16 protein-coding genes are annotated in these 16,601 nt (G+C 72.1%); 5 read left to right on the plus strand and 11 right to left on the minus strand.

Annotated elements, in window-relative coordinates:
- Nucleotides 1–129: 129 nt before the first annotated feature.
- The 4 genes from K9S39_RS38440 to K9S39_RS38455 all read right to left on the minus strand — a co-directional run bounded on the left by K9S39_RS38440 (nt 130) and on the right by K9S39_RS38455 (nt 5,427).
- Nucleotides 130–795 (minus strand): hypothetical protein, encoded by a 666-nt coding sequence (locus K9S39_RS38440; RefSeq protein WP_248867915.1) that lies wholly within the window; start codon nt 793–795, stop codon nt 130–132.
- Between the two features lie 273 nt (nt 796–1,068).
- Complete coding sequence (locus K9S39_RS38445; protein WP_248867916.1) at nt 1,069–3,474, minus strand: glycoside hydrolase family 65 protein; 2,406 nt, start codon at nt 3,472–3,474, stop codon at nt 1,069–1,071.
- Between the two features lie 2 nt (nt 3,475–3,476).
- Nucleotides 3,477–4,235: an HAD family hydrolase gene (locus tag K9S39_RS38450; RefSeq protein WP_248867917.1), complete on the minus strand. Its 759-nt coding sequence runs from the start codon at nt 4,233–4,235 to the stop codon at nt 3,477–3,479.
- A gap of 613 nt (nt 4,236–4,848) precedes the next feature.
- Entirely contained in the window at nt 4,849–5,427 is a 579-nt protein-coding gene (locus K9S39_RS38455; protein ID WP_248867918.1) for an Rv1733c family protein, read from the minus strand.
- Nucleotides 5,428–5,645: 218 nt separating this feature from the next.
- Between K9S39_RS38455 and K9S39_RS38460 the strand changes: the two genes are divergently transcribed.
- On the plus strand, nt 5,646–6,350 hold the full coding sequence (locus K9S39_RS38460; RefSeq protein WP_248867919.1) for a response regulator: 705 nt from the start codon (nt 5,646–5,648) through the stop codon (nt 6,348–6,350).
- 125 nt (nt 6,351–6,475) lie between these two features.
- Here K9S39_RS38460 and K9S39_RS38465 read toward each other — a convergent pair whose 3' ends face one another.
- Nucleotides 6,476–8,194: a sensor histidine kinase gene (locus K9S39_RS38465; protein ID WP_406708090.1), complete on the minus strand. Its 1,719-nt coding sequence runs from the start codon at nt 8,192–8,194 to the stop codon at nt 6,476–6,478.
- Nucleotides 8,195–8,449: 255 nt separating this feature from the next.
- Between K9S39_RS38465 and K9S39_RS38470 the strand changes: the two genes are divergently transcribed.
- From K9S39_RS38470 to K9S39_RS38480, 3 genes are read left to right on the plus strand one after another with little or no spacing between them, the layout of a single operon-like run.
- A complete protein-coding gene (locus tag K9S39_RS38470; RefSeq protein ID WP_248867921.1) occupies nt 8,450–8,914 on the plus strand; it encodes a cyclic nucleotide-binding domain-containing protein in 465 nt (154 codons plus the stop codon).
- A 54-nt stretch (nt 8,915–8,968) separates the two neighbouring features.
- Complete coding sequence (locus K9S39_RS38475) at nt 8,969–9,844, plus strand: universal stress protein (protein ID WP_248867922.1); 876 nt, start codon at nt 8,969–8,971, stop codon at nt 9,842–9,844.
- Nucleotides 9,845–9,888: 44 nt separating this feature from the next.
- Complete coding sequence (locus K9S39_RS38480) at nt 9,889–10,368, plus strand: CBS domain-containing protein (RefSeq protein WP_248867923.1); 480 nt, start codon at nt 9,889–9,891, stop codon at nt 10,366–10,368.
- A 48-nt stretch (nt 10,369–10,416) separates the two neighbouring features.
- On the opposite strand, the gene K9S39_RS38485 is transcribed toward K9S39_RS38480, so the two are convergent.
- The 4 genes from K9S39_RS38485 to K9S39_RS38500 all read right to left on the minus strand — a co-directional run bounded on the left by K9S39_RS38485 (nt 10,417) and on the right by K9S39_RS38500 (nt 13,820).
- Nucleotides 10,417–10,716: a DUF1876 domain-containing protein gene (locus tag K9S39_RS38485; protein WP_248867924.1), complete on the minus strand. Its 300-nt coding sequence runs from the start codon at nt 10,714–10,716 to the stop codon at nt 10,417–10,419.
- Nucleotides 10,717–10,901: 185 nt separating this feature from the next.
- Complete coding sequence (locus K9S39_RS38490) at nt 10,902–11,582, minus strand: helix-turn-helix domain-containing protein (RefSeq protein WP_248867925.1); 681 nt, start codon at nt 11,580–11,582, stop codon at nt 10,902–10,904.
- A 103-nt stretch (nt 11,583–11,685) separates the two neighbouring features.
- The gene (locus K9S39_RS38495) at nt 11,686–12,576 is read right to left on the minus strand and encodes a universal stress protein (RefSeq protein ID WP_248867926.1); all 891 of its coding nucleotides are present in this window, start codon (nt 12,574–12,576) and stop codon (nt 11,686–11,688) included.
- 392 nt (nt 12,577–12,968) lie between these two features.
- Complete coding sequence (locus tag K9S39_RS38500) at nt 12,969–13,820, minus strand: SDR family NAD(P)-dependent oxidoreductase (RefSeq protein WP_248867927.1); 852 nt, start codon at nt 13,818–13,820, stop codon at nt 12,969–12,971.
- 733 nt (nt 13,821–14,553) lie between these two features.
- Between K9S39_RS38500 and K9S39_RS38505 the strand changes: the two genes are divergently transcribed.
- Entirely contained in the window at nt 14,554–15,345 is a 792-nt protein-coding gene (locus K9S39_RS38505) for a VOC family protein (RefSeq protein ID WP_248867928.1), read from the plus strand.
- A gap of 49 nt (nt 15,346–15,394) precedes the next feature.
- Here the strand turns inward: K9S39_RS38505 and K9S39_RS38510 are convergent, their stop codons facing one another.
- On the minus strand, nt 15,395–15,856 hold the full coding sequence (locus K9S39_RS38510) for a DUF5709 domain-containing protein (RefSeq protein WP_248867929.1): 462 nt from the start codon (nt 15,854–15,856) through the stop codon (nt 15,395–15,397).
- A gap of 295 nt (nt 15,857–16,151) precedes the next feature.
- The gene (locus tag K9S39_RS38515) at nt 16,152–16,562 is read right to left on the minus strand and encodes a DUF2795 domain-containing protein (protein WP_248867930.1); all 411 of its coding nucleotides are present in this window, start codon (nt 16,560–16,562) and stop codon (nt 16,152–16,154) included.
- Nucleotides 16,563–16,601 lie beyond the last annotated feature (39 nt).

Genomic DNA, 16,601 nt, shown 5'->3' on the forward strand with positions numbered 1-16,601 from the left:
GGAGCTGCTGCGTTCCAGTGACTCCACGGTGGGTCGCCTGCCGGGGGCGGCAAACTAACTTATCGTCGCTTTTGCAGAGAATGTCCATTTTTCTGCTTCGAGCTGAGTGAAGGTGGAAGAATGATCCGTTCAATTCCTCGTGCGCTCGCACTGGCCGGGCTGACCGCGGCCGTTGTCGCGGTGCCGATGACAGGGGCTGCGATCGCCGTTCCCGGCAGCACCCAGACCGTCACATCCGACTCGCACTTGACGGGCCGTTGCCTCGCGGGTCACGACGGCCCGCGCCGTGCCGACTACCATCCCTGCACCAGCGGCCGTGATGATGATGGCTACGGCCGCGGGTACGGCCGTGAGCGTGACAACGGCCGTGATCGCGACAACCGTCGTGAGTACGACCGTCGCGACCGTGACAACGGCCGTGACTATGGCTACGGCCGTGACCGCGAGCGTGACAGTGGCTACGGCTCTTACCGCGACCGTAAGCGCGACGACGACCACGGCAAGGGCCATGGCGGCGGCCACGGCGGCGACGGTCATGGCGGTAAGTACGGCAATGGTGGTGGCCACGGCGGCGACGGTCATGGCGGTAAGTACGGCGATGGTGGTGGCCACGGCGGCGACGGTCATGGCGGTAAGTACGGCGATGGTGGCGGCCACGGCGGTGACGGCGGCCACGGCGGCGGTCACGGCGGTGACGGCGGCGGCCATGGCGGCTACGGCGGCGGCCACGGCGGTGGGTACGGCGATGACGGCGGCCACGGTCGTGGCGGCTATGACGGTGGCCAGGGTCGGCACAGTGACGTGTCTCCCTTCCGCGACTACAGCCGGGACCGCGCGCGGGTGCCGGCCGACACGCAGATGCCGGAGGACCGCAGCCTCCTGGGGCTCGGGAGGCTCCTGGACCGCCTCTGAGCTTTTTGCACTGTCACCCCCCTTGTGGGCCCGGGGATTTGTCGACACAACCCCGGGCCCACGTCTGTCCCGCCACGGCCGCCCGGCCCCATCCGCACCGACCGGCCCCCGGGACACCTCACCCGACGGCCCGCCACACGCGCAGCGAGCCCCGCGTCACGTCAGGTCGAGCCACCGCGTAGTCCCCGGCGCGACCGAGTACGACCGCCCGCGAAGCCTCACCCGTACCGCGGTGGTGTCCGATTCCGGCACCGCGATGCGTACCCGCCGTGCGCGGATGCGGAGATCGACATCCCAGTGCGGGCCGTATCGCAGGCGTACCCGGAACTTCGAGAGCTGGGGGAGTGGCGCCGGATCGAGCCACAGTGTGTGTTCGTGGGCCTCCAGGCCGGTCAGGCCGCGCTGGACGAGGTCCAGGGTGCCGGCCATCGCGCCCAGGTGGATGCCCTCCGCGGTGGTGCCGCCCTGGACGTCCGCCGCGTCGCCGGTCAGTGCCTCCTCGCAGTACTCCCACGCGTCCGCGCGCCGTGCACGGGCCAGCACCCACGCGTGGACGAGCGCGCTGAGCGTCGAGCCGTGACTGGTGCGGTGGAGGTAGTAGTCCACGGTGGCGCGCCAGACGTCGTCGTCGACGGCGTACCCCAGTTGCCGGAACACGGCGGCGAGCTCGGCCGGCGGGAACAGATAGCCCAGCATCAGCACATCGGCCTGCTTGGACGCCTGATAGCGGTTGACGGTGTCGCCCTCCGCCTCCAGGATCCGGTCCAGTCGCCGGATGTCGCCGTACCGTGTGCGGTACTCCTCCCAGTCGAGTTCGGCCAGGTCCGCATAGCCCGCGAACTGGCTGATGATGCCCTGGTGGTACGGCACATGGAGTCGGTGTGCGATCTCGCCCCAGCGCTCCGGCTCGTCCGGGGCGAGCTGGATCCGTTCGAACAGCTGCTGCCGGCGCGCCTCGGGGAGGATGCGGCACAGGTCGAGGGCCCGCATCAGCACCCATGCGGCCGTGACATTCGTATAGGCGTTGTCGTCCAGCCCCGGTTCCTTGGCCCCCGGATAGGCGTCGTGGTACTCGTCGGGGCCGACAACCCCACGGATGCGGTACCGGCCGAGATCCGTGTCCCAGGTCGCGCCCGCCGCCCAGAAGCGGGCGATCTGCAGCAGCATCTCCGCGCCCTTCGTGTGCAGGAACGTGGTGTCACCGCTGGCCTGGCAGTACTGCCACACGTTGTACGCCACCGCGGAGCCGACGTGGTGCTGGAGCCGGGAGTGATCGGGCAGCCAGCGCCCGGAGCGCGGGTTGAGGTGGAACTGCTGGGTTTCCTCACGGCCGTCACCGGCGCTCTGCCACGGGTACATCGCCCCCGCCCGGCCCGCTTCGGACGCCGCCCGGCAGGCGCTCGGCAGCCGCCGGTAGCGGTAGCCGAGCAGCGCCCGGGAGACTTCCGGGAAGTGCAGATTCAGGAACGGCAGGACGAACAGCTCGTCCCAGAAGACATGGCCGCGATACGCCTCGCCGTGCAGGCCGCGCGCCGGTACGCCGACGTCCAGTTCGGCGGTGTGCGGAGACAGGGTCTGCAGCACATGGAAGATGTGCAGCCGAAGGAACAGGCCGGACTCGCCGGGGACGTCCAGTTTCGCCTGGTGCCACAGGTGCTTCCACGCGCGGTGGTGGGAGGCCAGCAGCCGGGGATGATCCGGGGCCCGGCGGACGGCGTCGACGGCCGCGTCGAGGGGGTTGCCGATCGCCTGGTCGCGGGAGGTGTAGAGCGCCACGGTCTTGTCGACGACGACGGTGGAGCCGGGTTCGACGGGCAGCGTGAGGGTGTGGAAGGCCCGCTGCGGGGTGAGGTCGGCACGGGGAGCCCCGGCGCCGGGGGCCGTCACGCCACAGTCCGTACGGGTCCGTGCGGCCAGCGCGACACGGATGTCCGAGTCGTTGGTGCGGCAGCGCAGCCACAACGTGTCGTCCAGTTCGGAGCCGGTGTACCAGTCGGTCAGATGCCGGTTCTCCAGATCCCGGTAGCGGGCCACACCGGCGTTGCGGACATCGCCGTCGATCCCGGTCACCACCTCCACCTCGCCCGCCCATCCGGCCGCCGTGAACGAGGTGCGCAGCGCCGCCAGATGGGGGTCGCCCATATGCACCAGACGGCACTGTTCCACGCTCAGCCGCCGCCCCTCCCCGTCCTCGTATACCGACCAGCGGGTCAGCGTGCCGTGCCGCAGATCCAGCGTCTGCCGGTGCTCGGCCAGCTGCGGGTGGTCGGGGGAGAGCCAGGGCCCGGGGGCCGCGTCGACGGGCCGCATCCGATAGCGCAGGGGCAGCCAGTTGGGCAGATTGACCAGTTCCTCGTTGTCGATCCGGCGGCCCGCCACGGTGGACACCAGGCGGTTGTAGCAGCCCGCCACGTAGGTGCCCGGGTAGTGCGCGGGGCCGGGAGACGCCTCCGTGGCGGCACCGCGGGTGACGAAGTAGCCGTTGCCCAGCGCGCACAGCGCCTCGCGGAGCCGTTCCGCCTCCGGGGCGTAGCCCTCGTACGACCAGGTCCAGGCCACCATCGTCAGCCCTCCTCGGGGGCCAGCAGCTCGCCGGGATCGGTGACGACCACATCGGCGCCGCGCCGGCGCAGCGCGGCGGCGCCCGGCCCGGCCGTGCGGTCCACGCCCACCACGAGTCCGAAGCCGCCGCGCCGGCCGGCCTCGACACCGGGCAGCGCGTCCTCCACCACGGCGGTGTCCGCTATCGGGACGCCGAGGCGCCGGGCCGCCGTCACGAAGAGCGCCGGGTCCGGTTTGCCCGGCAGACCGAGTCGGCGTGCCTCGTTGCCGTCCAGCACGGCCTGGAAGAGGTCGCGTACGCCCGCGACGGACAGCAGCTCGGCCGCGTGCCGGGACGCCGAGACGGCGGCGCACGGCATCCGCGCGTCCCGCAGGGCCCGGAGCAGGCGCACGGTGCCGGGCCAGGTGGCGATGCCGTGGGTACGCAGACGTGCGGTGAACAGCTCATCCTTGCGGGCCGCGACCGCCCACACCGTGGCGCAACCCGGCGCGTCCCCGGGGTCGCCGAGCGGCAGATCCAGCCCCCGCGAGGCCAGGAACGCGGCCGCTCCGTCCAGCCGGGACCGGCCGTCGACATAGAGGCGGTAGTCGTCCGCCGGGTCGAACGGCCGCCGGTCGCCCGCGGCCGCCAGACAGGGGTCGAAGGCGCCCTTCCAGGCCGCGGCGTGCACCCGGGCGGAGTCGGTGATGACTCCGTCCGTGTCGAAGACCACGGCCCGCACGGAGCGCAGGCAGGCGGCCAGGCGTGGCGCGGCGGTCATGATCACGGGTCCCTTCGTGAGGGTGGGCAATTCCATCGCATCACGACCCTGGGTTGCTCGCCGTTTTCGGCCGTCCCGCCGTGGGGGTCGCCTGCGGCTGGCCTGAGCCGACGTTTTGGCTCTCCGCTGCGCTTTGCCTGCGCCGACGTTTTGGCTGTCCGCCGTTGCACCTGCGGTGGGCTGTTTGCCGCTGCACGGGGCTGTCGGATGCGGTGACGGCCCTCCGGACTCCGTCCTGCGGGCCGTCACCTCCCGTTGGGGGTGGGCAAAGACCGCCTGGGCTGAGGGGGTGTGCTTGTGCGTCGGCGGGTGCGGCGCCGTTCGGGGTGGCAAGGCGGGTGCCTGGTCTCGGGCATGTCAGGACGTCAGGCCGGTGGCAGCGCGCGTCGAGTGTCAGCCGCCTCTGATCGCTGCTACTGGGTGCACGTGACCGACTACATGTACCCCACTGGTTTTCTCCCACACTCCTCGGGAGGGGCCGGACCGCAGGACGGAGTCCGGAGGTCCGGCACCGCACCCGACAGCCCCGCGCAGCGGCAACGGCTCACCGCAGGCGCTACGGCGGGACGCTGAGTAACGGCGAGCACCATGTCGGCCCAAGCCCAGCGCAGCGTCACGCATCGCGACGGCGGCCCCGCTCAGGGTCTATCTCCGCCCACTCCCGCTCCCACTGCACGGCACGGCGGTGGTTGAGCAGGGCGGTGCCGGTCCGGGCTCCGATGAGCAGCAGCAGGGTGGTGCCGCTGGCGGCCACGGTGCCGCCGGCGATGCTCTCGGCCTTCGCCGCGGAGGGGCTGACGGGATCACGCAGCAGCACACCGTGCCCGTTGAGCCAGGCCGTGGTCCGGTCGCCGGCCTTCAGGTGCGGTGCCACCACCGTCTCGCCCGTACGAGTCGAACCGTCGGCCGCCGTCCACCGCACCCACGCGTGCACCCGGCCTCCGGAGCCGCCCGAGGAGTCGACTCCGATCCGGGCCGGTGGGTCCTCCGTCAGTACGGCCGACACGCTGTGCCGGCCCTGGAGCTGCCGCTCCGTGGCGTCACTCACCGTGTTCGCGGCCGAGACGCCGGCGACCGGCGCCGCCACCGCGATCAGCACGCCGGTGACCAGCACCAGCCAGGCTTCCGTCACGTCCGTACCGCGTCTGAGCGGGCCGCGCCGCCAGCGCGGCAGGATCACCTTGAGAGCCATGGCGCAACCTCTTTCACCCGTGCCCCGACGGTCGCACGCCCGAACGGTCCGGCAAGAGGGGCCGAACGGCCCTGCCCGCAGGCCGGTGGGCGCGCCTGCGGGCAGGGCCCCAGGTACCCGTTCGGCCCTGGCGTGCCCCTGGGGCCTCGGCCAGGATGGAATCGCCCGGTGCACGGGACGAACGCCCGGTGCACGGGACGGAAAGGTTGGAGAGCACCATGAGCGAGGCCGGTGAATTCTCGCCAGAGAACCCGATCCGGGTGTTCCTGCTCGACGATCACGAGGTGGTCCGGCGCGGTGTGCAGGACCTGCTCGACGCGGAGCCCGATATCGAGGTGGTCGGCGACGCCGGTACGGCCGATCACGCGCTGGCCCGGGGCCCGGCGCTGCGCCCGCATGTCGCCGTCCTCGATGTGCGGCTGCCGGACGGGGACGGCATCAGCGTCTGCCGTGAGCTGCGGTCGCGGATGCCCGGGCTGGCCTGTCTGATGCTCACCTCGTTCGACGACGACGATGCGCTGCTCGACGCGATCATGTCCGGTGCGGCCGGCTATGTCCTCAAGGAGATAAAGGGCTCGGACCTGGTCGCCGCGGTGCGTACGGTCGCGTCCGGCCGCTCGATGCTCGATCCGGCGACCACCGCGCGGCTGATGAACAGCCTGCGGGGCGAGGACTCCGAGGCGGAGCCCGAGGCGGACGCGCTGTCCGGGCTGTCACCCCGGGAGCGGGAGATCCTCGGCCTGATCGGCGAAGGACTGACGAACCGTCAAATCGGTGCCCGGCTCTATCTGTCCGAGAAGACGGTCAAGAACCACATCTCTCGGCTGCTGGCCAAGCTGGGCGTCGAGCGCCGTATTCAGGCGGCCGTGCTCGCGACCCAGACCGCCCCGCCGCACGCCGGCCACGGACCGCGTCGCACGTGAGGCCGGCGCGACGGACGGGCAGTCGACGCGATGGGGTGGGGGCCCGCGCGACGAGGTGATGCCCCGGTCGGCGCCGGACCGTAGTCAGACGGACGGGGCGATCCGCAGCCGGGCGAATGGGACGATCAGGCCGACGGAAGGGGCACGCACCACACCAGGCGGGTACCGCCCTTCGCCGGTGCCTCGATGGTCATCTCACCCCCCACGCTCTCGGCACGTTTGGCCAGGTTCGCCAGACCGCTGCGGCGGCCGCCGTCGGTCGGCATGCCCACGCCGTTGTCGGTGACGCTCAGCCGCAGTGTGCCGCCGCGCGCGACCAGCGAGATGTCCACCGCGGTGGCGTGCGCGTGCCGGGCGGCATTGCTCAGTCCTTCGGCGAGCACCGCCAGCACATGCTCCGCGATCTCCGCCGGCACATCGGTGTCGATCAGCCCTTCCATGTGCAGCGAGGGGGTGAAGCCCAGTGGGCGGGCCGCCTGCTCCACCGCCGTGACGGTCCGCACCCGCAGCCCGTGGGCGGCCCGGCTCGTTTCGCGGGCACGGAGACCGAAGATGGTCGACCGGATGATCTTGATGGTCTCGTCGAGGTCGTCCACCGCGCGGAGCAGCCGCTCGCTGGCCTCCGGGTGGTCCACGAAGCGCACCGCGCTCTGCAGCGTCATCCCGGTGGCGAACAGCCGCTGGATGGCCAGATCGTGCAGATCGCGGGCGATACGGTCACGGTCCTCCAGCAGGGCGAGCTGCTCCGCGGTGCGGCGCTGTTCGGCCAGCTCCATCGCGAGCGCGGCTTGGCCCGCGAAGGTCAGCAGCGGCGCGGTCTCCGGCTCGGTGAACGGGTCGCGTCCCTGGAGGCGGGCCAGCAGCAGCACCCCGCGGACCCGCTCGCCGGTGATCATCGGGACGGCGACCGCGGGCCCCAGGCCCGCCCAGCGCGGCCCCGCCGTGAACCGGGGCTCGTTCTCGACGTCCAGGCTGATCAGTGGCTTCCTCGCGTCGAGGGCGGCGCCGATGAACGAGCCCTCGTGGGGCAGGACCAGACCGCGGTGCGCCCCGGCGTCGACACCGGAGGCCAGCGCCACCCGTACCGTGTCGCCCTCGTCGGGCAGCGCCAGCACGCCGAGATCGGCGGCCAGGATGCGCAGCGCATGGTTGACGATCATGTCCAGGACCTGCATTTCGTCGGCCCCGGGGAGCAGCCCGGCGACGATCTCGCCGTTGGCCTCCAGCCACAGCTGGCGGTACCGGGCCTCTTCGTAGAGCCGGGCGTTCTCGATGGCCACCCCCGCCGCCACCGCGAGCGTCGACAGCACCGTCTCGTCCTCGGCGTCGAACTCGCCGCCGCCCCGCTTCTCGGTCAGATAGAGATTGCCGAACACCTCGTCGCGCACCCTGATCGGCACCCCGAGGAACGAGTGCATCGGCGGGTGGTGCGGCGGGAAGCCGTACGACGACGGGTGCTCGGACAGCTCGGGCAGCCGCAGCGGCCTGGGATGACGGATCAGCTCGCCCAGGATGCCGTGCCCTTCCGGCAGATGACCGATCGCGTCCTGCTGCTCCTGGGTGACCCCGACGGGCAGGAACTGGGTGAGCCGGGTCCCCTCGCCGACCACGCCCAGCGCCCCGTACTCGGCGTCCACGACCACCACCGCCGCCTCGACGATCCGGCGCAGCACCTGCGGCAGATCCAGCTCTCTGCCCACCGACAGCACGGCTTCGAGCAGCAGATGGACCGTCGCGCCGGAGCCCAGCTCGACGTTTTCGAGGCGCTCGTGAAGGTCCTCCGGCAGGGCATCCAGCCGCCGCCGGGCGTCCTCTCGCCGGCCGGTTCCGTCGTCACCCACCACATGCCTCCGCCGTGGCCCGCGCGCTGTGGCGTGGCCCTATGTCCACGGTAGTGGCCGTCGGCTTTGCGGCATCTTGGGAGACTTTGCCGAATACAGGCCGGACAGCCGGTCCGCAGGGACCTTCGGGCCCCGGTCCGTGCCGGTCAGCCCCTGCCCGCGCGGTACGCCGTACGCGCACGCTGGTGTCCACCGACGGTAGCCGAGCCGGCGCCCGCCCGTTGCCGGCTCCCGTCGGCGGACATCGGGAGGATTGTGATGACCACCACCGCACTGCTCCACGTGCTGCCACCGGGCGGGCGGGAACGCCTGATGGAGTGCGCCCGCGATGTGTCCTTCCCCGAGGGCGCCCGGATCTTCGAGGAGGGCGGTATCGCCGATCGCTTCTGGATCGTCCATACCGGCTCGGTCAATCTCGACGTCCAGATGCGCGGCGAGCCCCCGGCGACCGTCGCGATGCTGGGACACGGTGACCTGCTGGGGTGGTCATGGCTGGTACCGCCGTACACCTGGCGCCTGGGCGCGGAGGCGACCAGCCCGGTGCGGGCCCACGAGTTCGACGCGATCGCGGTCCGCGCGCTCTGCGAGGCGGACCCCGCCCTCGGAATGGCGGTGACCCACCAGGTCCTCGAAGTGGTCGCGCACCGGCTCCAGTCCACCCGGATGCGGCTGCTCGATCTGTACGGCCCGCCCACCGGGCACCGCATGCCGACCTGGGTGTGAGGCCGCGGCTCCCGGCCCCGAGAGGCGGCAGCGAGCGAGAAGGCGGTGGAGACGATGGAACTGCCCCTGGTCGTCGGCGTGGACGGATCGGGCTCCGCCGACCGGGCACTGGACTGGGCGCTGGACGAGGCCGCCCTGCACGGACTCCCGCTGCGCCTGGTGTACGCCTCCCGGTGGGAACGCTACGAGGGCGTGCTGCCGACCGAGAGCCCGAGCCGTCCCAGCGAGCAACTGCTCGCGGACAACATCGTCGGATCCGCCGCCCAACGCGCCCATGAGCGCAACCCGGACCTCCATGTCTCGGTGCAGGTCCTGGCCGAGGACGCGGTGACCGCGCTGCTGCGCGAGGGCCGCTACGCCTCGGCGCTGATCCTGGGATCCAAGGGCCGCGGCGAATTCGCCGACCTGCTGCTCGGCTCGGTCAGTCTCGCGGTGGCGGCCCGCGCCACCTGCCCGGTGATCGTGGTGCGCGGCGACCGGGCCGCCCTGGCGCGTTCCCACGAGCGGGTCCTGCTCGGCGTCGGGGATCCGGCCAAGGGGACCCAGTCGGTTGTGTTCGCCTTCCGGGAGGCCGAGGCCCGCGGCTGCGTCCTCGACGCCGTACGCGCCTGGCGCTGCCCCGCACACGAGACCGCCGACCATCCGCTGCTCGCCGGGGGCCCGGAGCGCTACCACGAGGAGCGGGCCTCGGCCCTCCTGGACAAGGCCCTCGACGGGGCTACCGGCGACCACCCGACGGTGTATGTGCGCCGTGCGACCGTGGAGGGCCCGCCGCACAAGGCGCTGGTGTGGCGCAGCGCCGCCGCGGATCTGCTCGTCGTCGGAGCGCAGCGCCGCCACGGCCATCTGGGCCTCCAGCTCGGCCGGGTGGGCCATGCCGCGCTGCACCACGCCGAGTGCCCGGTGGCCGTCGTGCCGCAGCCGGGATGACCGGGACGGTCGGGTGAAATCGCACCGGACGAGCGAGGTGGCCCATGAAGATCCGCGAGGTGATGCGTACACCGGTCGTGACCGTGGCCACCGACGCCACCCTGCGGGAGGCCGCGCGGCGGATGGGGCAGCACACCGTCGGCTGTGTCGTGGTCGTCGCCGGGGAGACCCTTGAAGGGGTGGTCACCGACCGGGATCTGGCCGTACGGGGCCTCGCCGTCGGCCTGGCCGCGGATGCCCCGGTCACCGAGGTCATGACGGCGCCGGTCGTCACCGTCCGTGCCGATGACGACGTGGACACCGCCTACCGCGCCATGAGCCGGTCCGGCGTCCGCCGGCTGCCCGTCCTGGACGGCACCCGGATCGTCGGCGCCGTCACTCTGGACGATCTGCTCATGGACGTCTCCCGGCGGGTCGGGGAACTGCTGGTGCCCCTGTCCTGGTGCGTGCTCGGGGACCAGCCCGCCCCGCCACTGTCGGGCCCGCCCCGGCCTCCCGGAACGGGCCGGGCGGCGGAACCCTGACGGCCGACGTGGCGACGACCGCCGGATCGCCGCCCCGGCTCAGGTGGCTCAGGCCATCGCGTTCGTCCAGCCGTACGCCTCCCGGTGCGGCTGGCCGGGCGGCAGCGCGCCGACCTCCTGCATGTCGTGGTCGGCCGCCCGCATCAGCTGTGCGCCGATGTGATGCATCGCGCGGGCGGTCGCCAGCTCGTCCCCGATCGCCGGGATGTCCACGTCCTCGGGATTGCACCTGGCGGTGCCGAGTCCGGTCATCGTCGAGGTCCCGGTATCCAGTACCGCCCGTGCCTTGGTCGTCCCGTCCTCCTCGAAGAGGTACACATGGACGGTCCATTCCAGTGTCCTAGCCATGATCGGCCTCCGCTCCGTCCTCGGCCTCCGCTCCGTCCGCCGGACGCGCCACCTCTCCGACGGAGGTCCGCGCCTGGGTACGCATACGCGCGCGGGCGCACCGTGCGGTCGGCCTCGTAGCTACCACTGTCCGACGCCACCGGCGCCGACGGGCAGGGGCCAAAGGTCCCGGTGCCGCGGCAGGCTCACCCCGGGACCTCGATCCGGCGCCCGGTGATCTGCGTCGGGCGGATGACGATCCACTCCTGGCGCCCGCTGCCCGCCCAGGGCGCCGTGAACGCGTGTTCCTCCAGCGTGAGCGATTCGTCGAGATCGGTGACCACATGGGCGGGCCCCATGACCAGCACGCTCCAGCCCTGCCGGAACGCGTCGTCGATGTGGTCGACCTCCAGCGCGGCCTCGTGCCCGGCGGCCGCGGCCGGCCCGGACCCGGGGAAGGCCCGGTAGCCGACCAGATCACCGACGACGGTGTAGTTCACGGGGAAGACGGCCGGCACGCCGTCCACCGTCACCGCCACCCGCCCCACGCCGTGCGAGGAGAGCCGTTCCCGGCATTCCGCGGTGCCGAGCTCCCGCATCTCGGGATGGCTGCCCGCCCGGTCGAAGCCCGGCGGCAGCTCCGCCGTCCCGCCGATCAGCTCGGCCACGGTGGTGTCCAGGGCGTCGGCGAGACGCAGCAGAAAGCCGATGCTGGGCGTGGCGGAGTGCTCTTCCACGTACTGGAGATAGCCCGTCGCGGCCCCGGCCCGCGCCGCCACCTCCGTACGGGACAGCCCCAGCTGCGCGCGGCGCATCGCGGTCCGGCGCCCCAGGTCGCCGTAGTCCGGCGCGGACGCGGGCCCGGAGCCGGTCTCGTGGCTGGTCATCGGGCACACATCCCTTCCTATCGTGCACACGTCCGGTCCTGGGGAGTGCCGCCGACCGGGTCACTGCCGAACGGGCCGCCGCCGACCGGCCCGGCCGGCACGTTCACTCGTGCGGCACCACCGCCACCGGACACGGAGCATGATGGACGGCCGCCTGGACCACATGCCCGATCCGTGGCGCCAGCACATGCAGCCGGTGCCGGCGGCCCACGGCGAGCAGCCCACCGCCCTCGGCACCAGTGAGCAGCCCATGCGCCGGGCTCTCCAGCACCACACGCTCGTCGACGGTCACCCAGGGGAACCGCTCCCGCCATGGTTGCAGCGCTTCCATGAGCTCCTGCCGGGCGTCCTTCGCCGAGATCTCCGCGACATACGGCTCCACACCGCCGCCCCGGTTGTACGCATGCGCCGGAAGGTGCCTGCCGTGCACGGCGCGCAGGGGGTCGCCCCGCCGCGCGGCGGTTTCGAAGGCGAACTCCAGCAGCGCCTCGCAGGGGTCCTTCAGGCCCAGCCCGACCACCACATCGCGGTCCTTCTCCACCGGCAGGGGAGCGTGCTGGTCCCGTACCAGGACCGTGGGGACGCCGGAGCGGGTCACGATCTGGAGCGCGAGCTCACCGACGACATAGCCCGCCATGGTGCCCAGCTCCCGGGTGCCGAGGACCAGCAGGTCCGACTCCCCGGCGGCGTCCGTCAGCGCGTCCAGCGGGTCCTGCGCCACCAGCGCCTCGTCCACCGGCAGGTCCGGATGCCGGGCCCGGACCGTCTCACGGGCCTGGTCCATGATCCGGTGGGGCCAGTAGTTCTGGTCCTGCTCGTCCGGACGGTGCGGATCCTCCGGCGCGAGCATCACCCAGGCATGCAGCAGCCGCAGCCGGGCCTGCCGCAGCCCGGCTTCGTGCGCCGCCCACAGGACCGCGGACCGCGACTCGGGGGAACCGTCCAGACCGACGGTGACGACGTCGTGCGCCGCCTGGCTGACAGCCTCGCTCATGGCCTCGCTCCATTTCTCCCGCCGGCCGCGGCCGGGACGGTCTCCTCCCCGACGGGACGGTCTCCTCCCTGACCGGCGCGGTCTCCTCCCTTCAAGGGTGATCGGATCCGGGCCGGTCGCGGCATGAGCCACTCGGCCCCATCGGGCATCCGGCGGGACCGGAGGGAGCCGCATGGTCGACGTGGCCTACCGGTGGTCTACGAGTGGTCTACCGGAAGGCCCTTCGGCCCTGGCCGCGGCACCGACCCCGCCCGGCGTCGTCCGTCATTCGTGGAGCCCGTCATGATCGGAGCCCCTCATGATCGGAGCCCGTGATGCCCAGGGTCCGGCCGGGTGCCGACCGGGCCCCGGGCCGTTCCGGTGATCAGTGGCAGACGATCACCGGTGACCGGTCAGCGCTGTCCGACCAGCTGCCCGGCCAGCTTGTTGAGGCGCTTGAGGGTGCGCTCGTCGGTGGCCGACCGGGCCGGATCGACACGCTGATCGCGGTCGTAGTAGGCGCCGTTGACGATCTCGGTGGCCGGGTCGCACAGCCGCACCACATGCTCGGCGCCCTCGGCCGCCGAGGCTCCCTTGAGCCCGTACAGCGACAGCAGGCCGGTCTCACAGACGCCCGGGTGGACGGAGACGGCGGTTACCCGCGGATCGGCGGCGAAGACCGTCAGCGCCAGCTGCGATTGGGCGTACGCGGCGAGCCGGGAGTAGCGGCGGGCCCGGTTGGGGTCGCTCCACTGGATGGAGGCGGTGCGGTGCAGCGAGGACGAGACGTTGACGACGCGGCCGCCGGGTTCGCTGGTGAGCGCCGGCTCCAGCAGACAGGTCAGCAGGTAGTGCGCGAGGAAGTTCACCTGGAAGGCGATCTCGTTGCCGTCCGCGGTGACGGTGTGCCGTTCGGGCGCCGCCACCGCTGCGTTGTTCACCAGGACGTCCAGGTGCGGGTGCTCCTGGACGACCCGGTGGGCCAGCGCCGTGACCTCCTCCAGGGAGGCGAAGTCCGCGGCGAACGGGCGCAGACGGGCGCCGTCGAGGCCCGCCCTGGCGACGAGCCGGTCGGTGGTGGCCTGCGCCTCCTCGGCGGTGCGGCCGTGCACGAGGACGGTCGCGCCCCGCTCGGCGAGCTGCCGTGCGGTCTCGTACCCGATGCCGGAGGTGGCACCGGTGACCAGGACGGTACGGGAGGCGCGATCGGCGGTGGACGCCGCGGACGTGGTGGCGGGGGTGACGGACGGGTCGGTGTGGGACATGGCTCTTCCGGAATACGAGCACGCGGCGCGGCCCGTACGCCACGAGGGCGGTACAGGGCGGGCACACGTGCGGGACAGACAGGGGAGGGAGGGGAGGGGCGAAGGAACGCCCGCTTCACCCGGCAGCGCGGCTCACGACGCGGCGGCTCGTATGGGGCGGCCGGTCGAGCAGGAGCCATGCGCTGTTCACAGCATTTATCCAACTCGCTTGCGTACAGGGCCTCAAGGGATACGGCGGGTTCTTGATGACGCCCTGATAGGAGGGCCGCCGCGACGGGGTGGGCCCTCGTCGGCCGGAGGGTGGGGCTGGGCGTGGTGTGCCGGTGCCTGGTCGGCCGACGCGCGTCGGTGGCCGGTGCGACGGCGGAGCGCGGTCCTGCCGGCGCCTGGGCCCCGGCGCCGGCAGGACTGCTCGGGGCGCGACGGTGAGGCGTCGCGCTGAGGGGAAATCTATGGGCTGATGGGGTGGGAGGTACGGCGTGCGGGGCAGGTATTTGCGGCTCTCTTACGGCGGAGCTGCGCTTCCTGACGGCGCCGATGCGCCGCCCCGCGTGCCATCGTGCTCTCCTGGGCGCCGTTGCGCTGCGTTGCGTGCCACCGTGCTTTCCTGGGCGCCGTTGCGCTGCCCTGGGCGGCTGTTCGCCGGGTCGCCCGTCCGCCGTTCGGCCCATGCGGGGACGGGCGGTCGCTGGCAGAGTGAAGACGGGGTGCCGAGCACAGGAGGCGGATTGCCATGTCGGCCACCGGCCCCACCGCTGCGGCACGGGGTGTGCCGTGCTGGGTGACCTTGATGACGCACGATCTGCCGGCCGCGCAGGATTTCTATGCGGCGGTCCTCGGCTGGCGCTTCCGGCCCGGTGGGCTGGGGGTGGAGTTCTCCATCGCGCTGGCCGACCGGCAGCCGGTCGCCGGCATCGGGGCGCTGTTGCCGAGTTGGCAGGTCGCGGTGGCCTGGATGCCGTACTTCGCCGTGGACAGCGCGGATGAGACCGCGGCCCGAATCCTGGAGCGCGGCGCCACCGTCGCCGTCGGCCCCCTGGCGGTGGGCGACGGACGCGCCGCCATAGCCGCCGACCGGGACGGCGCGGTCTTCGGGCTGTGGCAGGGCCAGACCCTGTCATGGGCCGTCGGGAACGGCAGCGCGCCCTCCTGCCTGGAACTGCGCACCCGCGACGCCTTCGACGCCGCCATCTTCTACGCGGAGGTGTTGGGCTGGGCGTCCAAGGAGCCGGGCTCGTGCGATGTCACGTACGAGCACGACGAGGTGATGGTGCGCGACGGTGACCAGACCGTGGCCGCGCTGCGTGGCGGGGGCGTCGAAGCCGCCCCCGACCCGCATATCCGGCCCCGCTGGCATGTCTACTTCCCCGTCGAGGACATCGAGAAGGTCACCGCGGCCGCCGTGGCGGCGGGCGGCACTGTCACCCCCGTGACGCCGACCACGGTGAGCACGGGGTGCCAGGCCGTCATCCGCGACCCGGACGGGGGGCTCTTCACGGTCTCGACTTCACCCGACGTGCTGTAGAGCCGGAGCCCGAGCGGGAGCCCGCCTTCGGCCGCTGTCGGCGGGCGCGTCAGTCGCCGGGTTCGGGAGTGATGTGGACCGCGGCCTCTTCCGCTGACGCGGCCCCGCCGTCGATTCCCACGTCGCGCGCGACGACGTCATTGCTGCTGCCCAGCGGGAAGCCCTGGTCCGAGCCCACAATCCGGCCCGCGCGGCGGTCACCGACCTCCTCGTCGAGCGGCTCGCCCTCGCCGCCGGGCTGGTCGCCGATGTCGTCGCCGTCGGGGACGACGATCTCCGGCAGCTCTTTGGCCAGCCGCTGTTCGAGGGTTTCGCCGTCGTGCTGCTCCCGCGCGGTGGTGCCCGGGTGATTCACCACGAAGGGTCTCTCTGGTGGTGAGTAGCCTTGGTCCAGCATCTGATCGAGCCCCGGCTCATCGAGGGCGTTTTCCATATCCAGGTCGTCGGGGTAGTCCTGCGGATCGGATCTGGACGGCTGGTATACCTCATCGCCCATCGCGTCGTCGGACATGGCCGCTCTCCTTCTGCGGATGCGATCGTGGGCTCAGACTGGGCTGCCGAGTCCGTGTGGAACGCTGAAGGCTTTCGCGTCCTTCACCTGCTCAACATTCTCGTCCACTTGCCCACGGCGCGGTAATCCTGAGACCGATGCACTCGACGGAGAGCGTCCTTTCTCCTGTTACGCGGCGGAGGCGGACGTGCTGTCGCATCCGGGAATGGACAGGCCCGAACGGGCGGGCCGCGGCTTCGGCCGCATGGGTGGCGGCCGCTCGCCCGGCAGCCCGTCCGCCAGGTGCCCGGAGTCGTCAGCCGCGGTGCTCTTCGGTGCCGAGCCCGAGGGACTGGGCAATGCTCTGTATGTTGCCGAACCGCTCGTCCTGGGGGAGCCGCTCGGCCAGTGCGACCAATTCGTCCGGTGCGTTATTGCGCCGGAGCGTCGCGATGATGGTGCTCTTGCCTGCGGGGTAAACGCTGCGGCCGAGGTGCTGAGCGAGCTCGGAACGCACACCGACATCCTGGGCGGTCATGCCGCGCGGCGGGGCGCCCGTGAACACCGTGTCGGGATTGGCCGGTGCCACCAGCGGTTCTCCGCCTGCCGGTTGAAGATCCCGCTCTTCCTCCGCCCGCACCGAGCGGTTTCCTGCCAATTCCCTCTGAATCTGCTTCTTCAGCAGGTCGTCCCGGGCGGGGCCGATCTTCTCCGTACCGTGTTCCATGACCATTTCTGCCCTCCAGGGTTATACGCCCCTACTAGG

The organism is Streptomyces halobius (assembly GCF_023277745.1).
Classification (GTDB): Bacteria; Actinomycetota; Actinomycetes; order Streptomycetales; family Streptomycetaceae; genus Streptomyces; species Streptomyces halobius.